The sequence below is a fragment of the Pseudomonas sp. M5 genome (assembly GCF_016907075.1).
GTDB lineage: Bacteria > Pseudomonadota > Gammaproteobacteria > Pseudomonadales > Pseudomonadaceae > Aquipseudomonas > Aquipseudomonas putida_E.
Genome location: NZ_JAFBBH010000001.1, coordinates 5,241,898 through 5,259,927 on the forward strand (window position 1 = coordinate 5,241,898; position 18,030 = coordinate 5,259,927).

Genomic DNA, 18,030 nt, shown 5'->3' on the forward strand with positions numbered 1-18,030 from the left:
TGATGACAGATTCCGGCAAGGCCAATGATCTTCTGGCGCAGTTACCCAAGCACAAGGGCCTGCCGCCGGTGCATCTGTGGAATCCGGACTTCTGTGGCGATATCGATATGCGTATTGCCCGTGACGGTACCTGGTACTACCTGGGCACGCCGATCGGGCGCAAGCCGATGGTGCGCTTGTTTTCCACCATCATCCGCCGTGATGGCGACGACTACTTCCTGGTCACGCCGGTAGAGAAAGTGGGTATTCGGGTCGACGATGCGCCGTTCGTTGCCGTGACGCTGGATGTGCGGGGCACGGGCGAGCAGCAGGTGCTGAGTTTTACCAGCAACGTCGAGGATCAGGTAGAGGCCGGGCCGCGCAATCCGCTGCGGGTAGAGGTTGACCCTGTCACTCAGGAGCCTTCGCCTTATGTGCTGATGCGCAACAATCTAGAGGCGTTGATCCACCGCAATGTGTTCTACCAGTTGGTCGAGCTGGCGGTGCCTCGTGAGATCGATGGCGAGCAATGGCTGGGCGTCTGGAGCCATGGGCAGTTCTATCCCATCGGGCGCAACTGCTGAATACCTCGGCGTAGCAATAAAAAAACCTCCAGTGCTTGCGCATCTGGAGGTTTTTGGTATTTGGCTCCGCGACCTGGACTCGAACCAGGGACCCAATGATTAACAGTCATTTGCTCTACCGACTGAGCTATCGCGGAATCTGCGCATATCTTACCGATTGCCAGGGGCAAGTCAACCCGCCCCCAGCGAATCAGCCAGCCAAATCAAGCAGTTACAGCACTTCCACGATGGCCTTGGTGACCACGTGGATGTTGCTCTGGTTCAGTGCAGCCACGGCGATGCGGCCGGTATCCAGTGCATAGATGCCGAACTCGTTCTTAAGGCGTGCCACTTGCTCTACGGTCAGGCCCGAATAGGAGAACATGCCCGCTTGGCGGCCAACGAAGCTGAAGTCGCGCTTGGCGCCGTATTCGGCCAGCAGTTCGACCATCTGCTTGCGCATGCCGTGGATGCGCTGGCGCATTTCACCCAGCTCGGCTTCCCACATCTGGCGCAGTTCGGCGCTGTTGAGTACGGTGGCAACGATGGTTGCGCCGTGGGTCGGCGGGTTGGAGTAGGTGGTGCGGATCACGCGCTTGACCTGCGACAGCACGCGGGTGCTTTCGTCTTTGTTGCCGGTCACGATCGACAGTGCGCCAACGCGCTCGCCGTACAGCGAGAACGACTTGGAGAACGAACTGGAAACGAAGAAGTCCAGGCCCGACTCGGCGAACAGGCGCACGGCGAAGGCGTCTTCGCCGATGCCCTCGCCAAAGCCCTGGTAGGCCATGTCGAGGAACGGTACGTGGCCCTTGGCCTTGACCACTTCCAGAACGTTTTTCCAGTCGTCCAGGCCCAGGTCGACGCCTGTCGGGTTGTGGCAGCAGGCGTGCAGGACAATGATCGAGCCAGGCGGCAGGTTGTTCAGGTCTTCGAGCATGCCGGCGCGGTTGACGTCGTTGCTCGGGGCGTCGTAGTAGCGGTAGTTCTGTACCGGGAAGCCGGCCGTTTCAAACAGGGCGCGGTGGTTTTCCCAGCTCGGGTCGCTGATGGCGACCACGGCATTGGGCGACAGGCGCTTGAGGAAGTCGGCGCCGATCTTCAGTGCACCGGTACCGCCAACGGCCTGCACGGTAACCACGCGGCCAGCGGCCAGCAGTGGCGACTCGGCGCCGAAGATCAGTTTCTGCACGGCCTGGTCGTAGGTGGCGATGCCGTCGATCGGCAGGTAGCCGCGCGAAGCGTGCTGGGCGGCACGCTGGGTTTCGGCTTCGATCACGGCGCGCAGCAGCGGAATGCGGCCTTCCTCATTGCAGTACACGCCCACACCCAGGTTGACCTTGTCGGTACGGGGATCGGCGTTGAATGCTTCGTTGAGGCCCAGAATGGGGTCGCGGGGTGCCAGCTCGACAGCGGAAAACAGGCTCATTGTTACCTTGGCTCTGAATGGAGAGTGATAGGGCGTACACGCTCCAGCCGAATGCACTGAAGCGGTGCACAAACGGGGAGTCAGTATAGTGATACCGACCGGTCACTGCGACAGTGTGGCGCAGCTTTTCCGGCTATTTGCGCAAATTTTTTTCAACCATTGGTCGAATTGCCCGGTCCACCGCAGTGAGCGTTCACACCGCCGCCTTGAATGCGGCCCCAGGCGGGCGCATTTGGGTATAGACTACTGGCTAAATTTACAGTTGCTGCGTTACCGCGAGGTCCGACATGTCCGAGTTCCAGCTCGTCACCCGTTTTCAGCCGGCCGGCGACCAGCCCGAGGCTATCCGCCAGATGGTAGAGGGCATCGAGGCAGGCCTGTCGCACCAGACCCTGCTCGGTGTGACCGGCTCGGGCAAGACCTTCAGCGTTGCCAACGTCATTGCGCAGGTGCAGCGCCCGACCTTGGTGCTGGCGCCCAACAAGACGCTCGCCGCGCAGTTGTATGGCGAGTTCAAGGCGTTCTTCCCGAACAACGCCGTCGAGTATTTCGTTTCCTATTACGACTATTACCAGCCCGAAGCCTACGTGCCTTCCTCGGACACCTTCATCGAGAAGGACGCTTCGATCAACGATCATATCGAGCAGATGCGGCTGTCTGCGACCAAGGCGCTGCTGGAGCGTCGCGATGCGATCATCGTCACCACGGTTTCGTGCATCTACGGCCTGGGCAGCCCCGAGACCTACCTGAAGATGGTCCTGCACGTCGACCGCGGCGACAAGCTTGACCAGCGTGCACTGTTGCGCCGCCTGGCCGATCTGCAGTACACGCGCAACGAGATGGACTTTGCCCGTGCCACCTTCCGGGTACGCGGCGACGTCATCGATATCTTCCCGGCCGAATCGGACCTCGAAGCCATCCGCATCGAGCTGTTCGACGACGAGGTGGAGAACATCGCTGCGTTCGACCCGCTCACCGGGGAAGTCTTCCGCAAGTTGCCGCGTTTCACCTTCTACCCCAAGAGCCATTACGTTACCCCGCGGGAAATCCTGCTGGAGGCAGTGGAAGGGATCAAGGACGAGCTCAAGGGCCGCCTCGAGTACCTGCACAAGGCCAACAAGCTGGTCGAAGCCCAGCGCCTGGAGCAGCGTACCCGGTTCGACCTGGAGATGATTCTCGAACTGGGTTACTGCAACGGCATCGAGAACTACTCGCGCTACCTGTCCGGGCGCCCGGCCGGTGCACCGCCGCCCACCCTCTACGACTACCTGCCGGACGATGCGCTGCTGGTGATCGACGAATCCCACGTCAGCGTTCCGCAGGTCGGGGCGATGTACAAGGGCGACCGCTCGCGCAAGGAAACGCTGGTCGAGTACGGCTTTCGCCTGCCATCGGCGCTGGACAACCGGCCGATGCGCTTCGATGAGTGGGAGTCGGTCAGCCCGCAGACCATCTTTGTCTCGGCAACGCCCGGGCCTTACGAAGCCGAGCACGCCGGGCGGGTGGTCGAGCAGGTGGTGCGCCCGACCGGGTTGGTCGACCCGCAGGTCGAGGTGCGTCCGGCGCTGACCCAGGTCGACGACCTGCTGTCGGAAATCCACAAGCGCGTGGCGCTGGGCGAGCGGGTGCTGGCCACCACGTTGACCAAGCGCATGGCTGAGGATCTCTCCGACTACCTGGCCGATCACGATGTGCGGGTGCGCTACCTGCACTCGGACATCGATACCGTGGAACGGGTCGAAATCATCCGTGACCTGCGCCTGGGCACTTTTGATGTACTGGTTGGCATCAACCTGCTGCGCGAGGGCCTGGACATGCCCGAGGTGTCACTGGTGGCGATCCTGGACGCCGACAAGGAAGGGTTCCTGCGCTCCGAGCGCTCGCTCATCCAGACCATCGGGCGTGCCGCGCGCAACCTCAATGGCCGCGCGATTCTCTATGCCGATCAGATAACCGGCTCCATGCAGCGTGCCATCGATGAAACCGAGCGCCGCCGCGAGAAGCAGATCGCTTTCAACCAGGCCAATGGCATCGTGCCCAAGGGCGTGGTCAAGGACATCACCGATATCATGGAAGGCGCCACCGTGCCGGGGTCGCGTAGCAAGAAGCGCAAGGGCATGGCCAAGGCCGCCGAGGAGAGCGCCCGTTACGAGGCCGAACTGCGCACGCCGGGCGAGATCACCAAGCGCATCAAGCAACTGGAAGAGAAAATGATGCAGTTTGCCCGCGACCTGGAATTCGAGGCGGCGGCGCAGTTGCGCGACGAGATTACCAAGCTGCGCGAGCGGTTGATTACCAGTTGAAGCCTGGTTCGGTCCTTGGGGAGCGGCATGATGTTTGGCGGTCTCCAGGCGTCCGATAGCCCAATAACCCACCTCCCGCGCTGGAGCGCGGTGCCCGCACCCTGCTAACATCGTGCCTTTGTTTCATCTTTCGTTCGAGACCCTCCATGACCACCGTACGCACGCGTATCGCGCCATCGCCCACGGGCGACCCCCATGTCGGCACCGCCTACATCGCCCTGTTCAACTACTGCTTCGCCAAGCAGCATGGCGGTGAGTTCATCCTGCGCATCGAGGACACCGACCAGTTGCGCTCGACCCGCGAGTCGGAGCAGCAGATCTTCGACGCCCTGCGCTGGCTTGGCATCGAATGGAACGAAGGCCCGGATGTGGGCGGCCCGCACGGCCCGTACCGGCAGAGCGAGCGCGGCGAGATCTACGCCCAGTACGCCAAGCAACTGGTCGATGCCGGCCATGCGTTCTACTGCTTCTGCACCGCCGAAGAGCTGGAGCAGATGCGCGCCGAGCAGATGGCCCGTGGCGAAACCCCGCGCTACGATGGCCGCGCGTTGCTGCTGAGCGACGAGCAAGTGCAGCGCCGCCTGGCCGCTGGCGAGCCCCATGTGATCCGCATGAAGGTACCGAGCGAAGGTATCTGCGTGGTTCCGGACATGCTCCGTGGCGATGTCGAGATCCCATGGGACCGCATGGACATGCAGGTGCTGATGAAGAACGACGGCCTGCCGACCTACTTCCTGGCCAACGTGGTCGACGACCACCTGATGGGCATCACCCACGTACTGCGCGGTGAAGAGTGGCTGCCATCGGCACCCAAGCTGATCAAGCTGTACGAATACTTCGGTTGGGAGCAGCCCAAGCTGTGCTACATGCCGCTGCTGCGCAACCCGGACAAGAGCAAGCTCTCCAAGCGCAAGAACCCGACCTCGGTGACCTTCTACGAGCGCATGGGCTTCATGCCTGAGGCCATGCTCAACTACCTCGGCCGCATGGGCTGGTCGATGCCGGACGAGCGCGAGAAGTTCTCCCTGGCCGAAATGGTCGAGCACTTCGACCTGTCGCGTATCTCTCTGGGCGGCCCGATCTTCGACATCGAGAAGCTGTCGTGGCTCAACGGCCAGTGGCTGCGCGAACTGCCGGTGGAAGAATTCGCCGCACGCGTGCAGAAGTGGGCGTTCAACAGCGACTACATGATGAAAATCGCCCCGCACGTGCAGGGGCGGGTCGAAACCTTCAGCCAGGTTGCTCCGCTGGGTGGTTTCTTCTTCGAGGGCGCGCTCAAGCTCGACGCCAAACTGTTCGAAAGCAAGAAACTCTCCGCCGACCAGGTGCGCCAGGTGATGCAGTTGATCCTGTGGAAACTGGAAAGCCTTCGCCAGTGGGAAAAAGAGCGTATCACCGGCTGCATCCAGGCAGTGGTCGAAGCGCTGGAGCTGAAGCTGCGTGACGCCATGCCGCTGATGTTCGCCGCCATCACCGGCCAGGCCAGCTCGGTGTCGGTGCTCGATGCCATGGAGATCCTCGGCCCTGACCTTACCCGCTATCGCCTGCGCCAAGCCCTGGACCTGCTCGGTGGTGTGTCGAAGAAAGAAAACAAAGAGTGGGAAAAGCTGCTGGCCAACATCGCCTGATGCGGCTTTGACGCGGGGCCATTGCCAGCGGGCTATGCCGCTGGCAATGGTTCAAGTGCTCAAAAGCAGAGTGCGCAAATCAGGGCAGGGTGGTAAGTGGTTGTTATCTGTGAAAAAACTTTTGAATAATTTCAAAATTTCGTTTGACAGCCCTGCAATCCGAACTTAATATGCGCCCCGTCCACAGCGATGAACGAAACGAAGCGCCAGGCACCCAGCCGGTGATTCAGTTCAGAGCGACATTGTGGGGCTATAGCTCAGCTGGGAGAGCGCCTGCATGGCATGCAGGAGGTCAGCGGTTCGATCCCGCTTAGCTCCACCAAATTCCGCTTAACAGCTTCGGCTGATAAGCAAGACCGGGTCCAGCAACCGGGTCTTGAAGGTAAGAAGGTTCGTCCCCTTCGTCTAGTGGCCTAGGACACCGCCCTTTCACGGCGGTAACAGGGGTTCGAGTCCCCTAGGGGACGCCAGTTTTGCACAAGCGATGTTCAATGCGTCGCTGGGCCGAGAGGCTAGAAATCCGGGGCTATAGCTCAGCTGGGAGAGCGCCTGCATGGCATGCAGGAGGTCAGCGGTTCGATCCCGCTTAGCTCCACCAATTTAGCCAGGGTTCGCAGCAGCGAATCTTCGCGAAGGTTACGTCCCCTTCGTCTAGTGGCCTAGGACACCGCCCTTTCACGGCGGTAACAGGGGTTCGAGTCCCCTAGGGGACGCCACTTTACCCGCGTTTTGCGGGACTTAAAGAGGCTCATTCGCATATTGGATGAGCCTTTTGTTTTCGGGGCTATAGCTCAGCTGGGAGAGCGCCTGCATGGCATGCAGGAGGTCAGCGGTTCGATCCCGCTTAGCTCCACCAATTTAGCCAGGGTTCGCAGCAGCGGATCTTCGCGAAGGTTATGTCCCCTTCGTCTAGTGGCCTAGGACACCGCCCTTTCACGGCGGTAACAGGGGTTCGAGTCCCCTAGGGGACGCCATTTTTACCCGCGTTTTGCGGGACTTTAAAGGCTCATTCGATTATTGAATGGGCCTTTTGTTTTTTCCCTCCCTGAAAAATGTGCACCGACAGGCGGTGGTCGATTCTGCTTGCCAAAAAATATTATGAGAATAATATTTCGATCATCATATTCTGATCGTGAGCCGGCCATGAGCGACAAGAAGACCAAGACCCGCGAGCGGATCCTTGAGGCTGCGCGAAGCGCGTTGATCCAGCACGGCCCCGCCGAGCCAAGCGTCAGCCAGGTCATGGGTGCTGCAGGGCTTACTGTGGGAGGCTTCTATGCGCACTTCGACAGCAAGGACCAGCTCATGCTCGAGGCATTTCGCCAATTGCTCAGCGAGCGCAGGGCCCTGCTGGCTCACGTTGACCCGAGCCTGGACGGGGAAGGGCGGCGGGCGCTGGTGAGCGCGTTCTACCTGTCGCGCAAGCACCGCGATGCGCAGGTGCATGCCTGCCCGCTGCCCAATTCGATCGGCGAGATGCAGCGCCTGCCAGACGTGTTTCGCGAGGTACTGGCCGAGCACATCGAATTGATGACGGCGGCGATGGTTGACCGCCCTGAAGATGCCGACAAGGCCCTGGCTGATCTGGCCCTGATGATAGGCGGCCTGGCCCTGGCGCGTGCCTTGGGCACGGGCGAGCTTTCTGACCGCATCCTGCGTGCCGCCAAATCGGCGGTTATCTAAGCTTCTGACCCTGGAGCAAGGCGATGACTACCCTGAGCTGGATTCGCGGCGTGAATGGCACCCTGGGGCGTCTGGCCCCCGAGCATGTGGCCGGCAAGATGCGCCGGGCCTTCATGACCCCGCGCAACCTGCCGCCAAGGCAGTGGGAGTTGCCATTGCTGGCGAGCGCCGAGCGCATCACCCTGCGCTTCGGGCTGTCGGCATTGCGTTGGGGGCAAGGCCCGACCGTGTTGCTGATGCACGGCTGGGAAGGGCGTGCGACCCAGTTTGCCGCGTTGATCGAAACCCTGGTAAAGGCCGGGCATACCGTGGTCTCTCTGGAGGGGCCGGCCCATGGCTGTTCGCCTGGGCAGCAAGCGCACGTGGTGCTGTTTGCCCGTGCGCTGCTGGAGGCTGCCGCCGAACTGCCGCCGTTGCGTGCCGTGATAGGCCATTCCATGGGCGGTGCCAGTGTCTTGCTGGCACTGCAGATGGGGCTTCGGGCCGAGGCTGCGGTGAGTATTGCAGCGCCGGCCCAGCTGCTTGGTGTGCTGCGCGGCTTCGCCCGCCACCTTGGCCTGCCGGCGCGAGCCAGGGCCGCGTTCATCCGCAAGGTCGAACAGGACGTCGGCATGCAGATCAACCGCCTGGATGTCAGTGGTTACCAGTTGGAGCTGCCAGGGCTGGTCGTGCATGCCGCCGATGATGCCTTGGTGCCCGCCGGTGAGGCCGAGATCATCCACAAGGCCTGGTTCGACAGCCGCCTGCTGCGGCTGGAGGAGGGTGGCCACCAGCGCGTGCTCGCCGACCCGCGCGTGAGCGAGGCGGTGCTCGAATTACTGGCGCGTGTCAGTGCGCCCGCCCGGCAAAGCGCTTGAACATCCGATACACTCTGCCCGTTCACTGACATTGGGAGCGGGCATGAGTTGGGACCTGGCAACGCCATTCATCATCGACCTGCGCGTCGGCAGCGAGGACATCGACGGCCTCGGGCACGCCAATAACGCGGTCTACGTCACGTGGCTGGAGCGTTGCGCCTGGCGCCACTCCCAGCGCCTGGGGCTGGACCTGGCCGAATACCGGCGCCTGGACCGGGCCATGGCGGTGGTGCGCCATGAAATCGACTACCTCGCTGCAGCCTACGAAGATGACGAGTTGCAACTGGCAACCTGGATCATCGATTGGGATCAGCGCCTGCGCATGTCCCGGCGCTTCCAGCTCAAGCGCCCGCGTGACGGTGTGACGCTGCTGCGCGCGCAGACCACCTTTGCCTGCATCGAGTTGTCCAGTGGCAAACCCAGGCGCATGCCGGCGGAGTTCATCGACGGGTACGGTCCTGCGCTGATCGGCGCCTGAATACCCGGCATTTTTTGGTAGACTGCCGGCTTTTCCCGCCGAGACCTCGAAATGCAAATTGCCCTGGCCCCTATGGAGGGGCTGGTCGACAACATCCTGCGCGACGTTCTGACCCGAGTGGGCGGCATCGATTGGTGCGTCACCGAGTTCATCCGCGTGTGCGACCGCCTGTTGCCTGCTTCTTCCTTCGACAAGCTCGCACCTGAACTGCGTCAGGGCGCGCGCACGGCTGCCGGTGTACCCATGCGTGTGCAGTTGCTGGGCTCGGACCCCGTCTGCCTGGCCGAAAACGCTGCGCTGGCCTGTGAGCTGGGGGCGCCGGTGATTGACCTTAATTTCGGTTGCCCGGCCAAGACCGTGAACAAGTCACGCGGCGGCGCAGTGCTGCTCAAGGAGCCCGAACTGCTGCACGCCATCGTGCGTGAAGTGCGGCGCGCAGTGCCGGCGCACATCCCGGTCACCTCCAAGATGCGCCTTGGCTTCGATACCCCGGACGGTGCGCTCGATTGTGCGACCGCGCTGGCTGAGGGCGGCTCGGCGCACCTGGTGGTACATGCACGCACCAAAGTCGAGGGCTATAAGCCGCCAGCGCACTGGGAGTGGGTGGCGCGGGTGCAGGATGTGGTGAAGGTGCCGGTGTTCGCCAACGGTGAGATCTGGACCGTGGACGACTGGCGGCGTTGCCGCGAGGTGAGCGGCGCCGAGGACATCATGCTCGGGCGGGGGCTGGTGTCGCGGCCGGACCTGGCCTTGCAGATTGCGGCTGCGCGGGACGGGCGTGAGTACCAGCCGATGAGTTGGGAGGCGTTGTTGCCTTTGCTGCGCGAGTTCTGGCGCCAGGCCCAGGCCAAGCTGTCGCCGCGCTACGCACCGGGGCGGATGAAGCAGTGGTTGGCGATGCTGACGCGTAGCTACCCCGAGGCGGTGCTGCTGTTTGCCGAGCTGCGCAGGGAAGATGATTGCCAGCGGATCAGCCGGTTACTGGGCGTTGAAGTGCAGGCATTCGAGGAATGTGTCGCGTGATCAGTTCTGCCTGGGGCCGGTAAAGCCACCGCAAAATTTTTTGTTTTTGCCCCTTGAAAGCCATCTCCTGAGCCCTATTTATTCAGTACGCGATGCCGAAGCCGGGTCGCGTAGTGACTTTACTTGCTGAATCTCAGGAGTTTATGACCATGACTACCGCTTTCTCTCTTGCACCTCTGTTCCGCCATTCCGTTGGCTTCGACCGTTTCAACGACCTGTTCGAGTCTGCGGCACGTAACGAGGCGGGTAGCAGCTACCCTCCCTACAACGTTGAAAAGCATGGCGATGACCACTATCGCATCGTCGTTGCCGCAGCCGGTTTCCAGGAGCAGGACCTCGACCTTCAGGTCGAGAAAGGCGTCCTGACCGTGATCGGCGGCAAACGCGAAAACGGCGCCGCAGAAGTGACCTACCTGCACCAGGGTATCGCCCAGCGCGCGTTCAAGCTGTCGTTCCGCCTGGCGGACCATATCGAGGTCAAATCGGCAGGCCTCGCCAATGGGCTGCTCAGCATTGACTTGCTGCGCATTGTGCCGGAAGAAGCCAAGGCCAAGCGCATCCCGATCAATGGTGACAAACCAGCACTCAACTGAGGCTGGCGGCGTTATCAGGGCTGCTACGCAGCCCATCGCCGGCAAGCCGGCTCCTACCCTGTGGGAGCCGGCTTTCCTGCATTGGGCCGCCTGGCGGCCCCAAATCCTTTTTTCCTTGCTCAGAAATCGGCGGGGGCCTCCAGCAGCATCTGCCGGAACTCCGGTAGCGGCAGCGGCCGGCTGTGCAGGTAACCCTGGTACAGGTGGCACCCCAGCCGCTCCAGAAATTCCAGTTGCTCTGTCAGCTCCACGCCTTCGGCGATCACCGCCAGGTCAAGGCTGCGCGCCATGGCGACGATGGCGCGGACAATCTCGGCGTCGTTGGAGTCCTGCGGGGCGTCGCGCACGAAGGTCTGGTCGATCTTCAGCGCGTCCACCGGCAAGCGCTTGAGGTAGGTCAGCGAGGAATAGCCCGTACCGAAATCATCCATGGCGAAGCTCACCCCATAGCGTTTGAGCTCGCGCATCTTGCTGATGGTGTCTTCCAGGTTCTGGATCACGATGCCCTCGGTGATTTCCAGCTTGAGCATGTGCCGTGGCAAGCGATAGTCGTCCAGGCTGCGCAGCACCCGTTGGACGAAGTCGTTCTGGCGGAACTGCCGGGGGCTGATGTTCACGCACAGGCTGAAATCATCGGCATCGATCAACCCGTCTGCGAGCATGCGCGAACAAGCGTCGCAGGCTTCGTCGAGTATCCAGCTGCCAACTTCCAGGATCAGGCCGCTTTCCTCCAGCACCTGGATGAACTGAGCCGGCGGTTGCTGGCCCAATTGCGGGTGATGCCAGCGCAACAGTACCTCGGCCCCGACAATGCGGTTGTCGCGGGCATCCACCTGGGGCTGAAAGTGCAAGGCCAGCTCGCCCCGTGCCAGGGCCAGGCGCAGGTCGCTTTCCATGCGCAAGCGCTCGCTGGCGGCCTTCTGCATGGTGGTATGGAACAGCTGGGTGGTGTTGCGCCCTGAGTCCTTGGCGCGGTACAGGGCGATGTCGGCGCGTTTGAGCAGGTCGGCGGGGGTGGTGCCGTGGTCGGGGATCAGTGCCACGCCAATGCTTGGGGTTACCTGCAGACGCTGGCCGTCCAGCGACATGGGTTCGGCCAGCAGTTCGCGCAGGGTATCGGCCAGCTCCCGAACCTTGTTCTCCACCGCTTCGCGGCTGCCTTCCAGGCCACTGAGCAGTACCACGAATTCATCACCACCCAGGCGTGCCACCGTGTCTTCCAGGCGCACACTGGCTTCCAGGCGGGCGGTGATGATCTTCAGCACCGTGTCGCCCACCGGGTGGCCGAGGGAGTCGTTGATGTGCTTGAAATGGTCGAGGTCGAGGAACAGCAGGGCGCCGCGCAGGTTGTGCCGGCGCAGCAGGGCGATCTGTTGGCTCAGGCGGTCCATCAGCAAGGCGCGGTTGGGCAGGTTGGTCAGCGGGTCGTGGTAGGCCAGGTGGCGGATCTGTGCCTGGGCATTCTTCAACTGGCTGACATCGCGCGCGGTGAGTAACAGGCAATCGGCCTCGTTGAGGCTGATCGGCTCAACCGATACTTCCACAGTGAGAATGTCGCCACGCTTGTTGCGCCCGAGCATCTCCCGGTGGTGTACCCGGCCACGCTCCTTCAGCTCCACCAGCAACGCGTTGCGCTGCTTGTCGTCGGCCCAGATACCCAGCTCGTAGACGCTGCGGCCGATCACTTCGGCGGTGCTGTAGCCGGTCAGCCGGCAGAAGCCATCGTTGACTTCCACATAGCGACCGCTGTGGCGCTCGGTGATGGTGATGGCGTCCGGGCTGGAGTGAAATGCCTTGGCGAACTTCTCTTCACTGGACTTGAGCGCCGCTTCGGCCCGTTGCTGCTGGGTTATATCGCGCAGGGTCGTGACGCTGCAGGGCTGGTTGTCGACGCTGACCAGCCGGCTGGAAATCACACAGGTCAGTGGTGAGCCGTTGCGGTGGTTGACCACCACGGCGACATTGCTCAGGGCCTGTTCGCGGATAACCCGTTCGATGCGGTGGGCGCGTTCGATCGACTCGGCCCACAGGCCGATCTGTTCGGCGGTGCGGCCGATCACCTGTTCGGCGCTCCAGCCGAAGGTTTGGGTGAAGGCCGGGTTGATCTCGATGAACTGGCCAGTGTCCTGGCGGGTTACGCAGATCGGGTCGGGGCTGACCTGGAAAAGGCTGGCGAACTTCTCTTCCGAGGCGCTAAGGCGCAGTTCGCGCTCGACCTGCTCGGTGATGTCCAGAAGGGTGCCAGCCATGCGCAACGGGTTGCCGTGCTCGTCGCGGTACAGGCGAGCGCGGCTTTCGATGTAGCGTGAAGCGCCGTTTTCCAGTTGCACCCGGTAGGTTATCTGGTAGTTGCCTTCTGGGCCTTCGCGCAGGCTGCGGTAAGCCTGGCGCATGCCATCGCGTTCGTCCTGGGGCACGCCTTCGAAAAATGCGTCGAACGATTCGTGAAAGGGTATCGGGTCCAGCCCGTGCAATTGTGCGGCACGGGCCGAGCCATAGAGCATGCCGCTGGGTATGTGCCAGTCCCAGGTGCCCAGTTGCGCCGAGTCCAGGGCCAGGTCAAGGCGTTCCTGGCTATCCTTGAGCGCTTGCTCGGCGCGTTTGCGCTCGGACGTGTCGACGAAGGTGCTGAGCAGGAATGTCACCCCTTCCAGTTCGATGCCCTGGGCGCACAGGATGCCGTCGTGGATCTTGCCGCTGCTGGCGCGCAACTGCACTTCCAAGATGGCCGGGCCGCCGCTGGCACGGGTCGCATCCAGTACCAGGTGACGCTGCTCCGGGGTTGCCCAGAGGCCCAGCTCCAGGGTGGTCTTGCCGATCACTTGGTCACCGGGCCAGCCGAACATGTCTTCGAAATGCTGGTTGACTTCGAAAATCATGCCGTCGTGGTGGCGGGTGAGCAGAATTGCGTTGGGGCTCAGGTGGAACAGGGTGGCAAAGCGTTTCTCCGAGTTGATCAGGGCGGTTTCCCGCTCGCGCTGGCGGGTTATCTCGCGGATTACCCCGATCATCTGAGGCCGGCCCTGGCGGTCATGGGTCAGGCTGCCGTTGATTTCCAGCCAGTGCAGGCTGCCATCCGGCCAGCGGATGCGGTGGCGCATGGCTTTCTCGGCCGGTTCACCGTTGACCACTGCCTGGAACAGTTGGCGTGTGCGGGCGCGATCTTCTTCCGGCAACAGGTCCAGGTAGTCGATGTCGTTGGGCAAGGGGCGCTGCGGATCGAAACCGAACAGTGCCTGGGTGCCGCGCGACCAGCTGACCCGCCCACTGTCGATGTCCCACAGCCAGGCGCCCAGGCGGGCACCATTGAGCGCAGCCAGCAATTGCGGAGCGTTCTGCCAGGCCAGTTCCGACTCCTGGGGGTCGGCCGCAGGGATGCGCGGCAGGCGCGGAAAGCGGTTTGCTGATTTGGGCATGGATACCAGACCTTTGGCGTTTGACGCGTCCCTGGGTTGGAAGTGCAGGCCTGACGACCGGTCAGGCGGCCCCTGCGTGACTGTCGAGCAGGGCCATGAAGGCCCTGGCGGCGTTCGATAGCGTTCGCTCGGTATGCAATATGTAGCCTAGCTGGCGTGACAGCTGTATGCCGGGTAAAGCGATGGGTGCAACCTGATCGTCGAGCATGGTGCGCGGGAGCACGCTCCAGGCCAGGCCGATCGAGACCATCATCTTGATGGTTTCCAGGTAGTTGGTGCTCATGGCGATGTTCGGGGCCAGGCCCTGGCTTTCGAACAGGCGCTGGACGATGTGGTGGGTGAAAGTATTGCCACCTGGAAATACCGCCGGATGGCGGGCAACGTCAGCCAGGCTGACCTGGGTATTGCTGGCCAGCGGGTGCTCGGGGGCGGCGACGAAGTCCAGTGCGTCGTCCCAGACGGGGATGGCCTTGATCAGGTGATGGGGCTCTGGCGCCAGGGTGATGACCGCTATCTCGGCGCGCCCGTGCAGAACCTCGTCATAGGCCGCTTCTGAATCGAGGAACTGGATATCCAGCGCAACGGCCGGGTGCTGGCGGGTGAATGCCCGCAGCAGCGGGGGCAGGCGGTGCAGGCCAATGTGATGGCTGGTGGCGAGGGTCAGGCGACCACTCACCTGCCCGGTCAGGTTGGTCAGCGCACGTCGGGTATCATCGAGGACGTTGAGGATCTGATAGGCGCGTGGCAGCAGGGCGCGGCCGGCTTCGGTCAAGGTCACCTCGCGGCCCAGGCGATCGAACAGGCGTACGTCCAGCTGTTGCTCCAGCCCGGCAATGCGCTTGCTGATGGCCGGTTGAGTCAGGTGCAGGCGTTCGCCGGCCCCGGAGAAGCTGCCGGTCTCGGCAATGGCAATGAAGGCGCTGAGGTTGGCCAGGTCCATTGTTCGAATTCCTGATGGTTATGCAAAGCATGAAAATTATGAATTTGAGTTATTCAATCTATCGCCATAGCATCGTCCGTACAAGCCAAGGGGTCTTTGGCATAGAAAGACGCTGATGAGGAACAGTCTGATGGCTGGCAAAACGCTCTACGACAAACTCTGGGAAGCCCATGAGGTCAAGCGCCGTGATGACGGCTCGTCCTTGATCTACATCGACCGCCATATCATTCACGAAGTGACCTCGCCCCAGGCCTTTGAAGGCCTGCGCCTGGCCAACCGCAAGCCGTGGCGCATCGATGCCAACATCGCCACCCCGGACCACAACGTGCCGACCACCCCGGAACGCAAGGGCGGGATCGAGGCCATCGTCGACCAGGTGTCGCGCCTGCAGGTGCAGACCCTCGATGAGAACTGTGACGAATACGGCATCGTCGAATTCAAGATGAATGACGTGCGCCAGGGCATCGTCCATGTCATCAGCCCCGAGCAGGGCGCCACCTTGCCCGGCATGACCGTGGTCTGTGGGGACTCGCACACTTCCACCCACGGCGCTTTCGGGGCCTTGGCCCATGGTATCGGCACCTCCGAGGTCGAGCATGTGCTCGCCACCCAGTGCCTGGTCGCCAAAAAGATGAAGAACATGCTGGTGCGCGTCGAGGGCACATTGCCTGCCGGCGTGACGGCCAAGGACATCGTGCTTGCCGTGATCGGCAAGATCGGTACCGCCGGTGGCAACGGCCACGCCATGGAATTTGCTGGCAGCGCCATCCGCGCCCTGTCCATGGAAGGCCGCATGACCATTTGCAACATGTCGATCGAGGCCGGTGCACGGGTTGGCCTGGTTGCGACCGATGCCACCACCATTGCCTACGTCGAAGGCCGCCCTTATGCGCCCAAAGGCGAGCAGTGGGAGCGTGCGGTCGAGGCGTGGAAAGACCTGGTAACCGATGACGATGCGGTATTCGACACCGTGGTCGAGCTCGATGCAGCGCAAATCAAGCCGCAGGTCAGCTGGGGCACGTCGCCCGAGATGGTCCTGGCCGTCGACCAGCGTGTGCCGGACCCTGCCGCCGAAGCCGATCTGGTCAAGCGTGGCTCGATCGAGCGCGCCCTCAAGTACATGGGCCTGAGCGCCAACCAGGCGATCACCGATATCCAACTGGACCGCGTGTTCATTGGCTCCTGCACCAACTCGCGGATCGAAGACCTGCGCGCCGCAGCCGAAATCGCCAAAGGCCGCAAGGTCGCTGCCACCGTCAAGCAGGCCATCGTCGTGCCGGGTTCGGGCCTGGTCAAGGCCCAGGCCGAGCGTGAAGGCCTGGACAAGATCTTCCTCGAGGCTGGTTTCGAATGGCGTGAGCCAGGCTGCTCGATGTGCCTGGCGATGAACCCGGACCGCCTGGAAAGCGGCGAGCATTGCGCGTCCACGTCCAACCGCAACTTCGAAGGCCGTCAGGGCGCCGGTGGCCGTACCCATCTGGTCAGCCCGGCCATGGCTGCCGCTGCGGCGGTGACTGGTCACTTCATCGATGTTCGCGAGTTGATCCAAGGGAGCGCAGCATGAAAGCCTTTACCCAGCACACCGGCCTCGTCGCGCCGTTGGACCGTGCCAACGTCGACACCGATCAGATCATTCCCAAGCAGTTCCTCAAGTCGATCAAGCGTACCGGCTTCGGCCCCAACCTGTTCGACGAGTGGCGTTACCTGGACGTCGGCCAGCCTTACCAGGACAACAGCAAGCGCCCGCTGAACAAAGAGTTCGTGCTCAACCACGAGCGCTACCAGGGTGCCAGTGTGTTGCTGGCGCGCGAGAACTTCGGCTGTGGTTCGAGCCGTGAGCACGCCCCTTGGGCGCTGGACGAATACGGCTTCCGCAGCGTGATCGCGCCGAGCTTCGCCGACATCTTCTTCAACAACAGCTTCAAGAACGGCTTGTTGCCGATCATTCTGAGCGATGAGGAAGTCGACGAGCTGTTCAAGCAGGTCGAAGCCAACCCTGGCTACCAGTTGACCATCGACTTGCAGGCACAGGCGGTGACCCGTCCGGACGGCAAGGTGCTGCACTTTGAGATCGACGCGTTCCGCAAGCACTGCCTGCTCAATGGCCTGGACGATATCGGCCTGACCTTGCAGGACGGCGAGGCGATCAAGGCGTTTGAAGGCAAACACCGCACCGCACAGCCTTGGCTGTTCCGTGATGCCTGAATGATGTAATCGGGTTTGCTGGCCTCATCGCCGGCAAGCCGGCTCCCACATCGACCCCGCACTGTGCAGTCGCTGTGGGAGCCGGCTTGCCGGCGATAGCGGCCGTAGAGACAACCCAAAATCAAAAGGAATGCGCCCATGACCAGCACCACCCACACCGATGTGGTCCAACGCCAGTTCGGCGAACAGGCCAGTGCCTACCTCAGCAGCGCCGTGCACGCCCAGGGCAGTGAGTTCGCCCTGCTGCAAGCCGAGCTGGCGGGGCAGGGTGCGGCTCGCGTGCTGGACCTGGGCTGTGGTGCCGGTCATGTCAGCTTCCACGTAGCGCCTCTGGTGGCAGAGGTGGTCGCCTACGACCTGTCGCAGTCGATGCTTGACGTGGTTGCCAGCGCCGCCGCCGAGCGCGGCCTGGGCAATATCACCACCGAGCGTGGTGCCGCTGAACGCCTGCCGTTCGCCGATGCCTCGTTCGATTACGTCTTCAGCCGCTATTCAGCGCACCACTGGAGCGACCTGGGCGTGGCGTTGCGCGAAGTGCGGCGGGTGTTGAAGCCGGGCGGGGTGGCAGCCTTCATTGACGTGATGTCGCCGGGCAGCCCGTTGCTCGATACCTATCTGCAAACGGTTGAAGTGCTGCGCGACACCAGCCACGTACGCGATTATTCTGCCGCCCAGTGGCAGCGCCAGGTCAGCGAAGCTGGCCTGCATGCCCGCAGCCACACCCGCCAGCGCCTGCGCCTGGAGTGGGCCTCGTGGGTCGAGCGCATGCGCACGCCCGAGCCGCTGCGCGTGGCCATACGCCAGTTGCAGCAAGCCATGGGCGAGGAAGTGCGGCAGTATTACCAGATTGAGGCAGACGGCTCGTTCAGCACCGACGTGATCGTGTTGTGGGCAGAGCGCTGAGTTTTTTACGGTGCGGCCGGGCTGGCCGCA

Annotated in this window: 14 protein-coding genes and 7 tRNA genes; 17 read left to right on the forward strand and 4 right to left on the reverse strand. The window is 62.6% G+C overall.

Translation table 11 applies throughout. The annotated features are described in order from the left end of the window. Positions 1-2 precede the first annotated feature (2 nt). Complete coding sequence (locus tag JOE27_RS23845) at positions 3-563, forward strand: DUF1285 domain-containing protein (protein ID WP_174141820.1); 561 nt, start codon at positions 3-5, stop codon at positions 561-563. Positions 564-624: 61 nt separating this feature from the next. Here JOE27_RS23845 and JOE27_RS23850 read toward each other — a convergent pair. Further along, a tRNA-Asn gene (locus JOE27_RS23850) sits at positions 625-700 on the reverse strand. 74 nt (positions 701-774) lie between these two features. Then, positions 775-1,971 (reverse strand): amino acid aminotransferase, encoded by a 1,197-nt coding sequence (locus tag JOE27_RS23855; RefSeq protein ID WP_204920476.1) that lies wholly within the window; start codon positions 1,969-1,971, stop codon positions 775-777. A gap of 287 nt (positions 1,972-2,258) precedes the next feature. Between JOE27_RS23855 and uvrB the strand changes: the two genes are divergently transcribed. The 13 genes from uvrB to JOE27_RS23920 all read left to right on the forward strand — a co-directional run bounded on the left by uvrB (position 2,259) and on the right by JOE27_RS23920 (position 10,536). Continuing rightward, positions 2,259-4,274 (forward strand): excinuclease ABC subunit UvrB, encoded by a 2,016-nt coding sequence (gene uvrB, locus JOE27_RS23860; RefSeq protein WP_204920478.1) that lies wholly within the window; start codon positions 2,259-2,261, stop codon positions 4,272-4,274. Between the two features lie 146 nt (positions 4,275-4,420). Beyond that, on the forward strand, positions 4,421-5,902 hold the full coding sequence (gene gltX / locus JOE27_RS23865) for a glutamate--tRNA ligase (protein WP_119688524.1): 1,482 nt from the start codon (positions 4,421-4,423) through the stop codon (positions 5,900-5,902). A 246-nt stretch (positions 5,903-6,148) separates the two neighbouring features. Then, positions 6,149-6,224 (forward strand) — tRNA-Ala (locus JOE27_RS23870). Between the two features lie 72 nt (positions 6,225-6,296). Further along, positions 6,297-6,372 (forward strand) — tRNA-Glu (locus tag JOE27_RS23875). Between the two features lie 52 nt (positions 6,373-6,424). Further along, positions 6,425-6,500, forward strand: a tRNA-Ala gene (locus tag JOE27_RS23880). Between the two features lie 42 nt (positions 6,501-6,542). Next, positions 6,543-6,618 (forward strand) — tRNA-Glu (locus tag JOE27_RS23885). A 64-nt stretch (positions 6,619-6,682) separates the two neighbouring features. Beyond that, positions 6,683-6,758: transfer RNA gene (locus tag JOE27_RS23890), tRNA-Ala, on the forward strand. Between the two features lie 42 nt (positions 6,759-6,800). Then, positions 6,801-6,876, forward strand: a tRNA-Glu gene (locus tag JOE27_RS23895). 169 nt (positions 6,877-7,045) lie between these two features. Beyond that, positions 7,046-7,585 (forward strand): TetR/AcrR family transcriptional regulator, encoded by a 540-nt coding sequence (locus JOE27_RS23900; RefSeq protein ID WP_115275628.1) that lies wholly within the window; start codon positions 7,046-7,048, stop codon positions 7,583-7,585. Between the two features lie 23 nt (positions 7,586-7,608). After that, positions 7,609-8,442 (forward strand): alpha/beta fold hydrolase, encoded by an 834-nt coding sequence (locus JOE27_RS23905; protein ID WP_119688525.1) that lies wholly within the window; start codon positions 7,609-7,611, stop codon positions 8,440-8,442. A gap of 43 nt (positions 8,443-8,485) precedes the next feature. Next, a complete protein-coding gene (locus JOE27_RS23910) occupies positions 8,486-8,920 on the forward strand; it encodes a thioesterase family protein (protein WP_046786542.1) in 435 nt (144 codons plus the stop codon). 51 nt (positions 8,921-8,971) lie between these two features. After that, a complete protein-coding gene (locus tag JOE27_RS23915; RefSeq protein WP_046786541.1) occupies positions 8,972-9,943 on the forward strand; it encodes a tRNA-dihydrouridine synthase in 972 nt (323 codons plus the stop codon). A gap of 149 nt (positions 9,944-10,092) precedes the next feature. Beyond that, the gene (locus JOE27_RS23920) at positions 10,093-10,536 is read left to right on the forward strand and encodes an Hsp20 family protein (RefSeq protein WP_012313453.1); all 444 of its coding nucleotides are present in this window, start codon (positions 10,093-10,095) and stop codon (positions 10,534-10,536) included. A gap of 119 nt (positions 10,537-10,655) precedes the next feature. Here the strand turns inward: JOE27_RS23920 and JOE27_RS23925 are convergent, their stop codons facing one another. Next, positions 10,656-13,952, reverse strand: coding sequence for a PAS domain S-box protein (locus tag JOE27_RS23925; protein ID WP_115275631.1), 3,297 nt, complete (start codon positions 13,950-13,952; stop codon positions 10,656-10,658). A 61-nt stretch (positions 13,953-14,013) separates the two neighbouring features. Next, the gene (locus tag JOE27_RS23930; RefSeq protein WP_012313455.1) at positions 14,014-14,892 is read right to left on the reverse strand and encodes a LysR family transcriptional regulator; all 879 of its coding nucleotides are present in this window, start codon (positions 14,890-14,892) and stop codon (positions 14,014-14,016) included. 130 nt (positions 14,893-15,022) lie between these two features. On the opposite strand from JOE27_RS23930, the gene leuC reads away from it, so the two are divergent. The 3 genes from leuC to JOE27_RS23945 all read left to right on the forward strand — a co-directional run bounded on the left by leuC (position 15,023) and on the right by JOE27_RS23945 (position 18,000). After that, positions 15,023-16,456 carry a 3-isopropylmalate dehydratase large subunit gene (leuC, locus tag JOE27_RS23935; protein ID WP_115275632.1) on the forward strand — a complete coding sequence of 478 codons (1,434 nt, stop codon included), beginning with the start codon at positions 15,023-15,025 and terminating at the stop codon, positions 16,454-16,456. Continuing rightward, complete coding sequence (gene leuD, locus JOE27_RS23940) at positions 16,453-17,097, forward strand: 3-isopropylmalate dehydratase small subunit (protein ID WP_046786537.1); 645 nt, start codon at positions 16,453-16,455, stop codon at positions 17,095-17,097. Before leuC ends, leuD begins: the two co-directional genes overlap by 4 nt. A 138-nt stretch (positions 17,098-17,235) precedes the next feature. After that, positions 17,236-18,000 carry a class I SAM-dependent methyltransferase gene (locus JOE27_RS23945; protein WP_115275633.1) on the forward strand — a complete coding sequence of 255 codons (765 nt, stop codon included), beginning with the start codon at positions 17,236-17,238 and terminating at the stop codon, positions 17,998-18,000. The last annotated feature ends 30 nt before the right edge of the window (positions 18,001-18,030 follow it).

Excerpts from the sequence above, each read along its gene's own strand:
- JOE27_RS23900 (WP_115275628.1), top strand. The coding sequence starts at position 7,046 with ATGAGCGACAAGAAGACCAAGACCCGCGAGCGGATCCTTGAGGCTGCG.
- JOE27_RS23845 (WP_174141820.1), top strand. The coding sequence starts at position 3 with ATGACAGATTCCGGCAAGGCCAATGATCTTCTGGCGCAGTTACCCAAG.
- JOE27_RS23915 (WP_046786541.1), top strand. The coding sequence starts at position 8,972 with ATGCAAATTGCCCTGGCCCCTATGGAGGGGCTGGTCGACAACATCCTG.
- JOE27_RS23925 (WP_115275631.1), bottom strand. The coding sequence starts at position 13,952 with ATGCCCAAATCAGCAAACCGCTTTCCGCGCCTGCCGCGCATCCCTGCG.
- JOE27_RS23905 (WP_119688525.1), top strand. The coding sequence starts at position 7,609 with ATGACTACCCTGAGCTGGATTCGCGGCGTGAATGGCACCCTGGGGCGT.
- JOE27_RS23945 (WP_115275633.1), top strand. The coding sequence starts at position 17,236 with ATGACCAGCACCACCCACACCGATGTGGTCCAACGCCAGTTCGGCGAA.
- JOE27_RS23930 (WP_012313455.1), bottom strand. The coding sequence starts at position 14,892 with ATGGACCTGGCCAACCTCAGCGCCTTCATTGCCATTGCCGAGACCGGC.
- JOE27_RS23910 (WP_046786542.1), top strand. The coding sequence starts at position 8,486 with ATGAGTTGGGACCTGGCAACGCCATTCATCATCGACCTGCGCGTCGGC.
- JOE27_RS23920 (WP_012313453.1), top strand. The coding sequence starts at position 10,093 with ATGACTACCGCTTTCTCTCTTGCACCTCTGTTCCGCCATTCCGTTGGC.
- JOE27_RS23855 (WP_204920476.1), bottom strand. The coding sequence starts at position 1,971 with ATGAGCCTGTTTTCCGCTGTCGAGCTGGCACCCCGCGACCCCATTCTG.
- uvrB (WP_204920478.1), top strand. The coding sequence starts at position 2,259 with ATGTCCGAGTTCCAGCTCGTCACCCGTTTTCAGCCGGCCGGCGACCAG.
- leuC (WP_115275632.1), top strand. The coding sequence starts at position 15,023 with ATGGCTGGCAAAACGCTCTACGACAAACTCTGGGAAGCCCATGAGGTC.
- leuD (WP_046786537.1), top strand. The coding sequence starts at position 16,453 with ATGAAAGCCTTTACCCAGCACACCGGCCTCGTCGCGCCGTTGGACCGT.
- gltX (WP_119688524.1), top strand. The coding sequence starts at position 4,421 with ATGACCACCGTACGCACGCGTATCGCGCCATCGCCCACGGGCGACCCC.